This window comes from Duganella sp. GW821-FHT01E12 (genome assembly GCF_059422325.1).
Genome location: NZ_JBWKWR010000001.1, coordinates 289,457 through 302,266, shown reverse-complemented (window position 1 = coordinate 302,266; position 12,810 = coordinate 289,457). Strand labels below are relative to the sequence as shown.

The following is a 12,810-nucleotide window of genomic DNA, read 5'->3' as shown; positions in this document are numbered from 1 at the left end:
CGATCGAATGGCGCATCAATGACGCAAATACTCATCGTGGAAGACAATCTGGACTATGCCGAAGAAATGGCAGAGTTTTTGACTGAGCTTGAACACGAAGTGCATATCACTAACAATGCCAGCGAAATGTGGTCGGCCCTCAGCCAGGGCAATGTCGGCGTGGTGGTGCTCGATCTGGGCTTGCCGGACGAAGACGGTTTCAATGTGATACCCCGGATGCGCCAGCTGTATCCGCAGATCGGCCTGCTGGTGCTGACCGGCCGCGTGGCCTTCGACAACCGCATCCTCGGCCTGCGCCTGGGCGCCGACCACTATCTGACCAAGCCGATCAAGTTCCCGGAACTGGCCGCCCACATCGAGGCGCTGGACCGCCGCGTCGGCCCGCAGGAAACCATCCCGGCGCCCAGCAAGTGGACGCTGCGCGTGAGCGCCCGCCAGCTGGAGCTGCAAGGCATGGCGATCACGCTGACCGAGAAAGAATGCAATTTCCTTCACTTGCTGACGATTAACACCCGTCCCGTGCCGCGCCAGGTCATCGTGGCCGGCATCGGCGGCGACGATCCGGACGCCGGCCGCCGGGTCGACATGCTGGTGTATCGTTTACGCAAAAAAGCCCGCACGGGCCTCGGCCAGGACTTGCCCCTGCGCAGCGCCTACGGCGAGGGCTACAGCCTCTCCGCCAGCTTTAACTTATCTTGAGTCAAACTCAATAGTATTTCTGTACTGTGGAAATGTGAGAGTTTCCTAGGCGCAGCTTTGTCGTAGCATGAATTTTCCACGTTCAATGTTGGGGAGAATTGCAATGCGTTACAGCGACTGGAAAATTGGGATGCGCCTGGCTGGCGGCTTCGGCCTGGTGATGTTGCTCATCGTCGGCATGGCCATGGCGGGCATGTGGCGCCTGCAGGCGGTGGGGGATCTGACCGAACAGATGGTCGGCAGCGCCAGCGTCAAGGAGCGGCTGACCGCCGAATGGCATAACCAGATCAGCATCAGCGGCGTCGGCGTGCTGGCCTTCGCCCGCAATACCGAAACCGCCGAATCCCCGGCCCTCGCCGATAAGGCCGCCGCCACCCGCGCGCGCGTCAACGCCATACAGAAGCAACTCGAACCCCTGCTCACCAGCAGCGAGGAAAAAGCCTTGCTGGAAGCGGTCGCGTCGGTGCGCAAGGGTTATGCGGCCAGCCGCGACCTTTTGTTCAAGCTCAAGAAAAGCAGCGACCTGGCCGGCGCCCGCGCGCTGGCCGACAACAAGCTGGAATCGCAATTCAATGCCTACCTGGACAGCGTACAAAAAATCGGCGACTACGAGGCCGGCGTCGGCCGCGCGCTGGCGGCGGAGGTGCAGCAGCAATACCATTCCGGCCAGCGCTTCCTGTTGGCGCTGACCGCCGGCGCGCTGGTGCTGGGGGCCTGGTTCGCGTATGTGATCGGCATCTCGATTACCGGCCCCATCCACAAGGCGGTGCGGGTGGCGCAGACCGTCGCGGCCGGCGACCTGAGCAGCAAGATCGACGTGCGCAGCAAGGACGAGACCGGTGTGCTGCTGCAGGCGCTGAAGGACATGAACGCCAGCCTGATCAACATCGTCGGCCAGGTCCGCAGCGGCACCGACACCATCGCCACCGCTTCCGGCCAGATCGCCAGCGGCAACCTCGACCTGTCGGCCCGCACCGAGCAGCAGGCCAGTTCGCTGCAGCAGACCGCCTCGTCGATGGAGGAACTGACCGCCACCGTCAAACAGAACGGCAACAACTCGCGCCAGGCGCACACGCTGGCGCTGTCCGCCTCCGAGGTGGCGGTCAAGGGCGGCAGCGTGGTCGATGAAGTGGTCGGCACCATGAGCGAGATCAGCGCGTCGGCGCACAAGATTGTCGACATCATCGCCGTGATCGACGGCATCGCTTTCCAGACCAACATCCTGGCCTTGAACGCGGCGGTGGAGGCGGCCCGCGCCGGCGACCAGGGCCGTGGCTTCGCCGTGGTGGCCACCGAGGTGCGCAATCTGGCCCAGCGCAGCGCCAGCGCGGCGAAGGAGATCAAGGAACTGATCAACAACTCGGTCGACAAGGTGGAAAGCGGCGCGCGCCTGGTGGCTCAAGCGGGCAGCACGATGCGGGAAATCGTCGTCAACGTGCGGCGTGTGACCGACATCATCGGCGAAATCACCGCCGCCAGCGCCGAGCAGACCAACGGCATCGAGCAGATCAACCGCGCCATCGCGCAGATGGACCAGGTGACGCAGCAGAACGCGGCCCTGGTCGAGGAGGCGGCGGCGGCCTCCGCCGCGCTGCAGGACCAGAGCGGGGCGCTGGCCCGCGTGGTCAGCGTGTTCCAGCTTTCCGGCCACGCGCCGAAAAACAGGGACAGAGTCAGGCCGGTTTTGCTGGGCGCTTGATTAATCGGGGACAGAGTGGTGTAGAATCGGTGTTTCCGATTCGTTTTGCTCAAATTTATGGCACGTCTACCCCGTTTGATCGTCCCCGGCCAGCCGCACCATGTCATCCAGACCGGCAACAACAACCAGCCGATCTTCCGCGAGACCGAGGATTACCAGGCCTTCCTCGGCTGGCTGCGCACCGCCGCCAAGAACTACAAGGTGGCGGTGCACGCCTATGTGTTGATGCCGGACCACCTGCATTTGCTGGTCACGCCGGCCGACGCGGACGGCCTGGGCCAGATGATGCAGTGGATAGGCCGCTATTACGTGCCCTACTTCAACCAAAAATACGGCCGCAGCGGCACTTTGTGGAACGGACGCTACAAAACCTCGCTGATCGACGCCGAGCAATACTTCATGTCATGCAGCCGGTATATCGAGTTCAATCCGGTGCGCAACGGCATGGTGGCGCGGGCCGAGGATTATCCGTGGTCCAGCTATCCGCACCACGCCGGCCTGCGTTCCGACGGCCTGATCGTCGACCATCCGAAGTTCTGGGAGCTGGGCAACACGCCGTTCCAGCGCGAGGCGGCCTATATCGCGCTGGCCGAGCCGGCCTTGAGCGAGGACGAGATCGCCGTCATCGGCAAGGCGCTGCTCAAGGGCTGGCCGCTGGGCACGGAGCAATTCAAGACGGCGCTGCAGCACAAGGTCAAGCGCCAGGTCTTGCCGGCCAAGCGCGGCAGACCGTTCAAAATCAAGCCTGAAGCGGCCTGAGCGACTAGACCAAACCGTGGGGATCGCCAGTCCCTGCGGTTTTTTTAAAACCCCCATCACTCTGTCCCTAATTAAAATTTTCAGCAACTTGGAAAAAATTAATTCGACTCCGACCCTAATTGTTATTGTTGAAGTTTACGCTGCATTGCACTACTCTAGTTTTTCGTTAGTCAAAATTGCAGTGGAGAGCCCATGAAAGCCCAAGGTCTGTACGATCCGTCCAATGAACACGATGCCTGCGGCGTCGGTTTCGTCGCCCATATCAAGGGCAACAAGAGCCACTCCATCGTGGAACAGGGTCTGTTGATCCTGAAAAACCTCGATCACCGGGGCGCCGTCGGCGCCGATGCGCTGATGGGCGATGGCGCCGGCATCCTGATCCAGATTCCGGACCAGTACTACCGCGACGAGATGGCCAAGCAAGGCGTGGAACTGCCGCCGCCAGGCGAATACGGCGTCGGCATGGTGTTCCTGCCGAAGGAAAACGCTTCCCGCATCGCTTGCGAACAGGAAATCGAGCGCGCCGTGCGCGCCGAAGGCCAGGTCGTGCTGGGCTGGCGCAATGTGCCGGTCGACTGCGACATGCCGATGTCCCCGACCGTGCGCGCCAAAGAACCGGTGATCCGCCAGATCTTCATCGGCCGCGGCGCCGACATCATGGTGACCGACGCGCTGGAGCGCAAGCTGTACGTGATCCGCAAATCGTCCGGCCACGCGATCCAGGCGTTGAAGCTGATCCACGGCAAAGAATTCTTCGTGGCCTCGCTGTCGGCCCGCACCATCGTCTACAAGGGCCTGCTGCTGGCGGACCAGGTCGGCGTGTACTACAAAGACCTGCAGGACGCGCGCTGCGTTTCCGCGCTGGCGCTGGTGCACCAGCGTTTCTCGACCAACACCTTCCCGGAATGGCCGCTGGCCCACCCGTACCGCCTGATCGCCCACAACGGCGAGATCAACACCGTCAAAGGCAACTTCAACTGGATGCGCGCCCGTGAAGGCGTGATGAAGTCCGCCGTGCTGGGCGACGACCTGCACAAGCTGTTCCCGCTGATCTACGAAGGCCAGTCGGACACCGCCTGCTTCGACAACGCGCTGGAACTGCTGCTGATGGCAGGCTATCCGATCGCCCAGGCGATGATGATGATGATCCCGGAAGCCTGGGAAAATCACGGCACGATGGACGACAATCGCCGCGCATTCTACGAATATCACGCCGCCATGATGGAACCGTGGGATGGCCCGGCCGCCATGGCCTTCACCGACGGCCGCTACATCGGCGGCACGCTGGACCGCAACGGCCTGCGTCCGGCCCGCTACATCGTCACCGACGACGACCTGGTCGTGATGGCCTCGGAATCGGGCGTGCTGCCGATTCCCGAATCCAAGATCATCCAGAAATGGCGCCTGCAGCCGGGCAAGATGTTCCTGATCGACCTGGAAGCGGGCCGCATCATCGACGATAAAGAGCTGAAAGACACCTATGCCAACGCCAAACCGTACAAGGCGTGGATCAACGCGGTGCGCATCAAGCTCAACGAAATCAAGCTGAGCGAAAGCCAGCTGGCGCACAACCGTGCCAAGGACGCCGCGCCGGCGCAGGGCGAAAAGGCCACGCCGTCGCTGCTGGACCGCCAGCAAGCCTTCGGCTACACCCAGGAAGACCTGAAATTCCTGATGGCGCCGATGGCAGCCGCCGGCGAGGAAGCCACCGGCTCGATGGGCAACGACTCGCCGCTGGCCGTCATGTCCAACAAGCTCAAGCCGCTGTACAACTACTTCAAGCAGCTGTTCGCGCAGGTGACCAACCCGCCGATCGACCCGATCCGCGAAGCGATGGTGATGTCGCTGGTGTCCTTCATCGGCCCGAAACCGAACCTGCTCGACACCAACAACGTCAACCCGCCGATGCGCCTGGAAGTGTCGCAGCCCATCCTGGGCTTCGACGACATGGCCCGCCTGCGCGGCATCAGCGCGCATACCGGCGGCAAGTTCAAGTCATATGAGCTGAACATCTGCTATCCGCTCGCATGGGGCAAGGACGGCGTGGAGGCTTGCCTGGCGTCGCTGTGCGCCGAGGCGGTCGACGCGGTCAAGTCCGGCCACAACATCCTGATCGTGTCGGATCGCTCGGTGAGCCCTGAGCGCGTGGCGATTCCCGCGCTGCTGGCCACCTCGACCGTGCACCAGCACCTGGTCAGCAAGGGCTTGCGCGCGTCCACCGGCCTGGTCGTCGAGACCGGCTCGGCCCGCGAGACCCACCACTTCGCGCTGCTGGCAGGCTACGGCGCCGAGGCGATCCACCCCTACCTGGCGATGGAAACGCTGGTCGAGATGGCGCTGGGCATGCCGGGCGACATGACCGGCGAAAAGGCGGTCTACAACTACACCAAGGCCATCGGCAAGGGCCTGATGAAGGTCATGTCCAAGATGGGCATTTCGACCTATATGTCCTACTGCGGCGCGCAGATATTTGAAGCCGTCGGCCTGAACAAGTCGCTGGTCGACAAATACTTCAAGGGCACGGCCTCCAACGTGGAAGGCATCGGCGTGTTCGAAGTGGCGGAAGAGGCGCTGCGCCTGCACAACCTGGCCTTCGGCGACGATCCCGTGCTGGCCAACCACCTGGACGCCGGCGGCGAGTACGCCTACCGCGTGCGCGGCGAAGACCACCTGTGGACCCCGGATGCGATCGCCAAGCTGCAGCATTCGACCCGCAGCAACAACTTCTCCAGCTACAAGGAGTACGCCCAGATCATCAACGACCAGAGCAAGCGCCACCTGACCTTGCGCGGCCTGTTCGAGTTCAAGCTCGACCCGGCCAAGGCGATCCCGCTGGACGAAGTCGAGCCGGCCAAGGAAATCGTCAAGCGCTTCGCGACCGGCGCGATGTCCATGGGGTCGATCTCGACCGAAGCCCACGCCACGCTGGCGGTGGCGATGAACCGCATCGGCGGCAAGTCCAACACCGGCGAAGGCGGCGAGGATCCATCGCGCTACACGATGGAACTGAAGGGCATCAAGATCAAGCAGGGCGAGACCATGGCCTCGGTCATGGGCAAAGAGCAAATGGTGGTCGACATTCCGCTGCAGGAAGGCGATTCGCTGCGCTCGCGCATCAAGCAGGTGGCGTCCGGCCGATTCGGCGTGACCGCGGCCTACCTGAACTCGGCCGACCAGATTCAGATCAAGATGGCGCAGGGCGCCAAGCCGGGCGAAGGCGGCCAGCTGCCGGGCCATAAGGTGTCCGAGTACATCGCCACCTTGCGCTTCTCGGTGCCGGGCGTGGGCCTGATCTCGCCGCCGCCGCACCACGACATCTATTCGATCGAGGATCTGGCCCAGCTGATCCACGACCTGAAGAACGCCAACCCGCGCGCTTCGATCTCGGTCAAGCTGGTGTCGGAAGTCGGTATCGGCACCGTGGCCGCCGGCGTGACCAAGGCCAAGGCCGATCACGTTGTGGTCGCAGGCCATGACGGTGGCACCGGCGCTTCGCCGCTGTCGTCGGTCAAGCACGCCGGTACGCCGTGGGAGCTGGGTCTGGCGGAAACGCAGCAGACGCTGGTGCTGAACGGCCTGCGCAGCCGCATCCGCGTCCAGGCCGACGGCCAGATGCGCACCGGCCGCGACGTGGTCATCGCCGCCATGCTGGGCGCCGACGAAATCGGCTTCGCCACCGCGCCGCTGGTGGTCGAGGGCTGCATCATGATGCGCAAGTGCCACCTGAACACCTGCCCGGTCGGTGTCGCCACGCAGGATCCTGTGCTGCGCGCCAAGTTCTCCGGCAAGCCCGAGTACGTCGTGAACTACTTCTTCTTCGTCGCCGAGGAAGCCCGCCAGCTGATGGCGCAACTGGGCATCCGCACGTACGACGAGCTGATCGGCCGCGTCGACCTGCTGGACAAGTCCAAGGCGATCACGCACTGGAAGGCCAAGGGCCTGGACTTCAGCAACATCTTCTACTCGCCGGCAGTGCCGAACGGCGATTCCATCTACCACACGATGGAACAGGACCACTGCCTGGACAAGGCCCTCGACCACAAGCTGATCGCGCAAGCCAAGGCCGCGCTGGAGAAAGGCGAGCGCGTCTCGTTCATCTCGCCGGTGCGCAACGTCAACCGCACGGTCGGCACCATGCTGTCGGGCGAGGTGGCCAAGCGCTACGGCCACGCCGGCCTCCCGGACGACACCATCCACATCCAGCTGCAAGGCACGGCCGGCCAGTCGGCCTGCGCCTTCCTGGCGCACGGCATCACCATCGACCTGGTCGGCGAGGGCAACGACTACGTCGGCAAGGGCTTGTCGGGCGGCCGCATCATCGTGCGTCCGAACACCGAGTTCCGCGGCTGGGCGGTGAACAACATCATCATCGGCAACACCGTGCTGTACGGCGCGATCAGCGGCGAAGCCTTCTTCAACGGCGTGGCCGGCGAGCGTTTCGCCGTGCGTAACTCGGGCGCCACCGCCGTCGTCGAAGGCACTGGCGACCATGGTTGCGAATACATGACCGGCGGCACCGTGGTGGTGCTGGGCGCCACCGGCCGCAACTTCGCGGCGGGCATGTCGGGCGGCATCGCCTACGTGTACGACCCGGAAGGCGATTTCGAGGCGCGCTGCAACACCGCGATGGTGACGCTGGAGCCGGTGCTGACCGCCAAGGAGCAGGAAGCCCAGAGCGAAACCTGGCACGTGCAGCACAAGGACCACGGCCGCGAGGCGGACGAGGTGATCCTGAAGCGCCTGATCGAGCGCCACTTCAAGCACACCGGCAGCACCCGTGCCCGCCTGTTGCTGGACAACTGGGCAGAAGGCCGCGGCAAATTCGTCAAGGTCTTCCCGAGCGAATACAAGCGCGCCCTGGTCGAGATGGCCGAGGACGTGGCGAACGAAGCCGCCTCCGCGCAGCCGATCGCAGCCTGATGCTGACCGTACAGAACAATATTTAAGGAATTATCGTGGGTAAAATCACCGGCTTCATGGAATTCAAGCGTCAGGACGAGGGCTATCTGCCGCCTGCTACGCGTTTGAAAAACTATTCCGAATTCGTCATCACCCTGACCAACGAGCAGGCCAAGGTGCAGGGCGCGCGCTGCATGGATTGCGGCATCCCGTTCTGCAACACCGGCTGCCCGGTCAACAACATCATCCCGGACTGGAACGACCTGGTTTATCGCGGCAACTACCGCGAGGCGCTCGACACCCTGCACTCGACCAACAACTTCCCGGAATTCACCGGCCGCATCTGCCCCGCGCCGTGCGAGGCCGCCTGCACGCTGGGCATCAACAACGATCCGGTCGGCATCAAGTCGATCGAGCACAAGATCATCGACGAAGGCTGGGAACACGGCTGGGTCGTGCCGCAGCCGGCCGCCCGCCAGACCGGCAAGAAGGTGGCCGTGGTCGGTTCCGGCCCCGCCGGCCTGGCGGCGGCGCAGCAGCTGGCGCGCGCCGGCCATGCCGTCACCGTATTCGAGAAGAGCGACCGCGTCGGCGGCCTGCTGCGCTACGGCATCCCCGACTTCAAGATGGAAAAGTCGCACATCGACCGCCGCATTAAGCAGATGGAAGCCGAAGGCGTGGTGTTCCGCACCAGCGTCCTGGTCGGCAAGGACTTCCCGGCCAACGTCAACAACTGGGCCAAGGAAACCATCTTCCCCGAAGACCTGGCCAAGGACTTCGACGCCGTCGTGCTGGCCGGCGGCGCCGAGCAGCCGCGCGACCTGCCTGTGCCGGGCCGCGAACTGAAGGGCGTGCATTTCGCCATGGACTTCCTTCCGCAGCAAAACAAGGTCAACGCCGGCGACAAGGTGAAGGACCAGCTGAAAGCCACCGGCAAGCACGTGGTGGTGATCGGCGGCGGCGACACCGGTTCCGACTGCGTCGGCACCTCGAACCGCCACGGCGCCGCCTCGGTGACCCAGTTCGAACTGATGCCGATGCCGCCGGAGCAGGAAAACAAGCCGCTGGTGTGGCCGTACTGGCCGACCAAGCTGCGCACCTCCTCGTCGCACGAGGAAGGCTGCGAGCGCGACTGGGCGGTGGCCACCAAGCGCCTGGAAGGCAAGAACGGCAAGGTCGAGAAGCTGGTCGCCTGCCGCGTCGAGTGGAAAGACGGCAAGATGAGCGAAGTGCCGAACTCGGAATTCGAGATGAAGGCCGACCTGGTGCTGCTGGCGATGGGCTTCGTGTCGCCGGTCGCCAACGTGCTGGACGCTTTCGGCGTCGAGAAAGATGCGCGCGGCAACGCCAAGGCCAGCACGGACGGCGAAGGCTGCTACAAGACTACCGCCCCCAATGTGTTTGCCGCCGGCGACGTGCGCCGCGGCCAGTCGCTGGTGGTGTGGGCGATCCGCGAAGGCCGCCAGTGCGCGCGCGCGGTCGACGAGTTTTTGATGGGCTCTTCGGAACTTCCGCGCTAATCCCCGCGGCCCGCTAAAGCCTGCCTCCCGCCGGTGGCGAACGGGTGATCCCCGTTCCCGCCGGTTTTTTTTTCGTCCATGGCTTGTGCGGTGCAGCAATGTTACAATTCTTGATAGGTGTAAATTGCTGACTTTAGGTTCAGTAGTGTTGTATTATCTGCCACTTACCATGCCTCCCCCTGTCACAAAAGTTGGCGGCGCCTGCAGAGATTAACCTTTCTGCACTACAATACGGCATTAAAAAAAATGAGTTCAGTCGTGGCTAATTTAGTCGAAATCCGTGATTTACACTTTTCCTATGGAAAGCGCTCGATCTTGTCGGGCCTCCAGATGGACTTCCCACGTGGAAAAGTGATCGCTGTGATGGGCGGCTCGGGCAGCGGCAAGACCACGGTATTGCGCCTGATCGGCGGCCAGATCCGCCCGCAACGCGGCCATGTCAAGGTGCAGGGCCAGGTGGTGCACAAGCTCAATACCGCCGGCTTGTATCTGCTGCGGCGCAAGATGGGCATGCTGTTCCAGCATGGCGCGCTGTTCACCGACCTGACCGTGTTTGAAAACGTCGCCTTCCCGCTGCGCGAGCACACCGATTTGCCGGAAGAGCTGATCCGCAACCTGGTGCTGATGAAGCTGCACGCGGTCGGCCTGCGCAACGCCGCCAAGCTCAAGCCGGGCGAGATTTCCGGCGGCATGGCGCGCCGCGTGGCGCTGGCCCGCTCGATCGCGCTGGACCCGGAACTGATCATGTACGACGAGCCGTTCGCCGGCCTGGACCCGATCTCGATGGGTGTCACCGCCAACCTGATCCGTAACCTGAACACCGCGCTGGGCTCGACCACGGTGCTGGTGTCGCACGACGTCAAGGAGTGCTTCGCCATCGCCGACTATGTGTACTTCCTGTCGCAAGGCAAGATCGTCGCGCACGGCACGCCGGAGGACATGATGGTGTCGACCGACCCGTATGTGAAGCAATTCGTCAACGCCGAGGCCGACGGCCCGGTGCCGTTCCACTATCCAGGCAAGTCCCTGGCCGATGACCTGGGCCTGGGAGTGCAAGTATGAGTCTGAAGAACTGGTTGTCCAAGCTGGGCGCGCCGCTGCGCGATTACGTCGAAAGCATAGGCTATGGCAGCCGCAGCTTCGCCAACATGCTGGGCGTGTCGCCCGGCCTGCTGCGCCGGCCGTCGCTGGTGGTGGAACAGTTGCATTTCATCGGCAATTATTCGATGCTGATCATCACCCTGTCCGGCCTGTTCGTCGGCATGGTGCTGGGCTTGCAGGGCTATTACACGCTCAACAAATACGGCGCCGAGCAATCGCTGGGCCTGCTGGTGGCGCTGGGCCTGACCCGCGAACTGGGCCCGGTGATCACCGCGCTGCTGTTCGCCGGCCGCGCCGGCACCTCGCTGACGGCCGAAATCGGCCTGATGAAGGCTGGCGAGCAGCTGTCGGCGATGGAAATGATGGCCGTCAACCCGGTCCAGCGCGTGCTGGCGCCGCGCTTCTGGGCCGGCGTGATCTCGGTGCCGCTGCTCGCTTCCGTGTTCAGCGCGGTGGGCGTGTTCGGCGGCTACCTGGTCGGCGTGCAGCTGATCGGCGTCGACGAGGGCGCGTTCTGGTCGCAGATGCAGGGCGGCGTCGACATCTGGAAAGATATTTACAACGGTTTTGCCAAGAGCGTGGTGTTCGGCATCGCCATCACCTTCATTGCGCTGTACCAGGGCTACGAGGCCCAGCCGACCCCGGAAGATGTGGCGCGCGCCACCACCCGCACGGTCGTGATTTCATCGCTGATGATCTGGTGGCTGGACTTCATGATGACGGCGCTGATGTTCAGCAAATAAGCGTAAAAGTACAAGATAAGAAACTAAGGAATCGCTATGCAACGTAAATCTCTGGATGTCTGGGTCGGTCTGTTCATCGTCGTCGGCGTCGCCGCGCTGATGTTTCTGGCGCTGAAGGCCGGCAACATGGGTTCCATGTCCTTCGGCAAGGCCTACCCGATCACCGCCAAGTTCGACAACATCGGCAGCCTGCGCCCGCAGGCGCCGGTCAAGGCGGCCGGCGTGGTGGTCGGCCGTGTGGGAGAGATTAAGTTTGATGACAAGACTTACCAGGCGCTGGTAACCTTGAACATGGAAGAAGGCTACAAGTTCCCGAAAGACAGCTCGGCCAAGATCCTGACCGCCGGCCTGCTGGGCGAGCAATACGTGGGCATCGAAGCTGGCGGCGACACCAACAACCTGGCCGCCGGCGACAAGATCGCCCGTACCCAGTCGGCCGCCGTACTGGAAGACCTGATTAACCAGTTCATCTACAGCAAAGCTGCAGAAGGAAAGGACAGCAAATGACGCAACGCACCGCCAAACACCTCCGCAGCGCCGCCCTGGCGCTGGGCGTCACCGTGCTGCTGGCCGGCTGCGCCGGCCCGAACCCGCGCGACCCGTACGAGGGCTTCAACCGCGCCATGTTCAGCTTCAACGACACGGTCGACACCTACGCGCTCAAGCCGGCCGCGACGGCCTACCGCAACGTGCTGCCGAACTTCGTGCAGACCGGCGTCAACAACTTCTTCGGCAACCTGGCCGACGCCTGGACCGGCGTCAACAACCTGCTGCAAGGTCACGGCGAAGCCGGCCTGTCGGACGTCACCCGCTTCGCGCTGAACTCCACGCTGGGCATCGTCGGCCTGTTCGACATCGCCTCGGAAGCCGGCCTGCAGAAGCACAAGGAAGACTTCGGCCAGACGCTGGGCACCTGGGGCGTGCCGTCCGGCCCCTACCTGATGCTGCCGCTGCTGGGCCCGTCGACCGTGCGCGACACGGTGGCCCTGCCGCTGGACATCAAGGGCGATATCTGGGGCTACAAGGAACCGGTCTACATCCGCAACAGCGGTACCGCGCTACGCGCCGTCGACCAACGTGCTAATCTGCTCAACGCGACCAGTTTGCTGGAAGACGCCGCGCTGGACCGTTACGAATTCATCCGCGACGGCTTCCTGCAGCGCCGCGAAAGCCAGATTCATCCGGACGGCGACGATGCGCCGCGCAAGCCTTCGAAGGATGACTCGGCCGAGCCCGACGTGAAGCCGGAAGCCAAGCCGGAAGCCAAGCCGGACGCTAAACCAGCCGCTGCCGCACAAAGTTCTGCCCCTGTGTCATCCGAATCGGCGCCAAAAGAGTTAAACTCTGGCGCACCGGCTGCGGCTACCGCCAGCCAGTGACCCCGAAGAAC

The 12,810-nt window shown here is 63.4% G+C and carries 9 protein-coding genes; all 9 read left to right on the top strand.

Annotated elements, in window-relative coordinates:
- The first annotated feature begins 18 nt into the window (after nucleotides 1–18).
- The 9 genes from AC07WS_RS01105 (at nucleotide 19) to AC07WS_RS01065 (ending at nucleotide 12,799) form a co-directional block, all read left to right on the top strand.
- Entirely contained in the window at nucleotides 19–699 is a 681-nt protein-coding gene (locus AC07WS_RS01105) for a response regulator transcription factor (protein WP_161089562.1), read from the top strand.
- A 67-nt stretch (nucleotides 700–766) separates the two neighbouring features.
- Entirely contained in the window at nucleotides 767–2,398 is a 1,632-nt protein-coding gene (locus tag AC07WS_RS01100) for a methyl-accepting chemotaxis protein (RefSeq protein ID WP_494727318.1), read from the top strand.
- A 57-nt stretch (nucleotides 2,399–2,455) separates the two neighbouring features.
- Nucleotides 2,456–3,157: an REP-associated tyrosine transposase gene (locus tag AC07WS_RS01095; RefSeq protein WP_494727317.1), complete on the top strand. Its 702-nt coding sequence runs from the start codon at nucleotides 2,456–2,458 to the stop codon at nucleotides 3,155–3,157.
- Nucleotides 3,158–3,349: 192 nt separating this feature from the next.
- Nucleotides 3,350–8,077 (top strand): glutamate synthase-related protein, encoded by a 4,728-nt coding sequence (locus tag AC07WS_RS01090; RefSeq protein WP_494727316.1) that lies wholly within the window; start codon nucleotides 3,350–3,352, stop codon nucleotides 8,075–8,077.
- Between the two features lie 35 nt (nucleotides 8,078–8,112).
- Complete coding sequence (locus AC07WS_RS01085; RefSeq protein ID WP_494727315.1) at nucleotides 8,113–9,576, top strand: glutamate synthase subunit beta; 1,464 nt, start codon at nucleotides 8,113–8,115, stop codon at nucleotides 9,574–9,576.
- Nucleotides 9,577–9,822: 246 nt separating this feature from the next.
- Nucleotides 9,823–10,638: an ABC transporter ATP-binding protein gene (locus tag AC07WS_RS01080; RefSeq protein ID WP_494727314.1), complete on the top strand. Its 816-nt coding sequence runs from the start codon at nucleotides 9,823–9,825 to the stop codon at nucleotides 10,636–10,638.
- Nucleotides 10,635–11,420, top strand: a complete 786-nt coding sequence (mlaE, locus tag AC07WS_RS01075; protein ID WP_117012209.1) for a lipid asymmetry maintenance ABC transporter permease subunit MlaE — start codon at nucleotides 10,635–10,637, stop codon at nucleotides 11,418–11,420. The genes AC07WS_RS01080 and mlaE overlap by 4 nt, the downstream gene beginning before the upstream one ends.
- A gap of 36 nt (nucleotides 11,421–11,456) precedes the next feature.
- Complete coding sequence (gene mlaD, locus AC07WS_RS01070; RefSeq protein ID WP_494727313.1) at nucleotides 11,457–11,927, top strand: outer membrane lipid asymmetry maintenance protein MlaD; 471 nt, start codon at nucleotides 11,457–11,459, stop codon at nucleotides 11,925–11,927.
- Nucleotides 11,924–12,799 carry an MlaA family lipoprotein gene (locus tag AC07WS_RS01065; protein ID WP_494727312.1) on the top strand — a complete coding sequence of 292 codons (876 nt, stop codon included), beginning with the start codon at nucleotides 11,924–11,926 and terminating at the stop codon, nucleotides 12,797–12,799. The genes mlaD and AC07WS_RS01065 overlap by 4 nt, the downstream gene beginning before the upstream one ends.
- The last annotated feature ends 11 nt before the right edge of the window (nucleotides 12,800–12,810 follow it).

Coding starts and splice junctions, on each gene's coding strand:
- AC07WS_RS01105 (WP_161089562.1), top strand. CDS start 19: ATGACGCAAATACTCATCGTGGAAGACAATCTGGACTATGCCGAAGAA.
- AC07WS_RS01100 (WP_494727318.1), top strand. CDS start 767: ATGAATTTTCCACGTTCAATGTTGGGGAGAATTGCAATGCGTTACAGC.
- AC07WS_RS01095 (WP_494727317.1), top strand. CDS start 2,456: ATGGCACGTCTACCCCGTTTGATCGTCCCCGGCCAGCCGCACCATGTC.
- AC07WS_RS01090 (WP_494727316.1), top strand. CDS start 3,350: ATGAAAGCCCAAGGTCTGTACGATCCGTCCAATGAACACGATGCCTGC.
- AC07WS_RS01080 (WP_494727314.1), top strand. CDS start 9,823: ATGAGTTCAGTCGTGGCTAATTTAGTCGAAATCCGTGATTTACACTTT.
- mlaE (WP_117012209.1), top strand. CDS start 10,635: ATGAGTCTGAAGAACTGGTTGTCCAAGCTGGGCGCGCCGCTGCGCGAT.
- mlaD (WP_494727313.1), top strand. CDS start 11,457: ATGCAACGTAAATCTCTGGATGTCTGGGTCGGTCTGTTCATCGTCGTC.
- AC07WS_RS01065 (WP_494727312.1), top strand. CDS start 11,924: ATGACGCAACGCACCGCCAAACACCTCCGCAGCGCCGCCCTGGCGCTG.